This window comes from Liquorilactobacillus sicerae (assembly GCF_029916425.1).
Taxonomy (GTDB): Bacteria; Bacillota; Bacilli; order Lactobacillales; family Lactobacillaceae; genus Liquorilactobacillus; species Liquorilactobacillus sicerae.
Window position 1 is genome coordinate 1 of the sequence record NZ_JAHAVQ010000373.1, and the last position, 363, is coordinate 363.

Sequence of the window (363 nt, forward strand, 5' to 3'; positions counted from 1 at the left end):
TTTTTTGATGTAATAATGATAATTTAAGCTGACGTAGCTGTTTTTTAAAGATAATAAGATTCGTAAGCGGAAGTTTTCAAAATTTCTAAATCCATATGCGGTCCTTTTAATGACTTTGATTTTATTATTGGTACCTTCTACTGGGCCATTTGAAAACGAGGTCTTGAAACTGTTAATGATTTCAGCCTGATGTTTACGCAGTGTCCGATTAGCTTTCTTTATTTGTTCAGGCATCTCAGCAGCTGAATTTAATAGATTACTTAAGGATTCAGTATCTTGATGATGAATGACATGTAACAGCTGTTGGTAATAGTTATAAGCTTTCCTCAGTTCGTCAGACATGTTCAGCAGACGATCAACGAC

At 34.4% G+C, this 363-nt stretch carries 1 protein-coding gene; it reads right to left on the reverse strand.

All coding sequences use genetic code 11. The annotated features are described in order from the left end of the window. Positions 1-363, reverse strand: a 363-nt coding sequence (locus tag KH893_RS12885; protein ID WP_281166409.1) for a transposase, incomplete at both ends; no start/stop codon positions are given.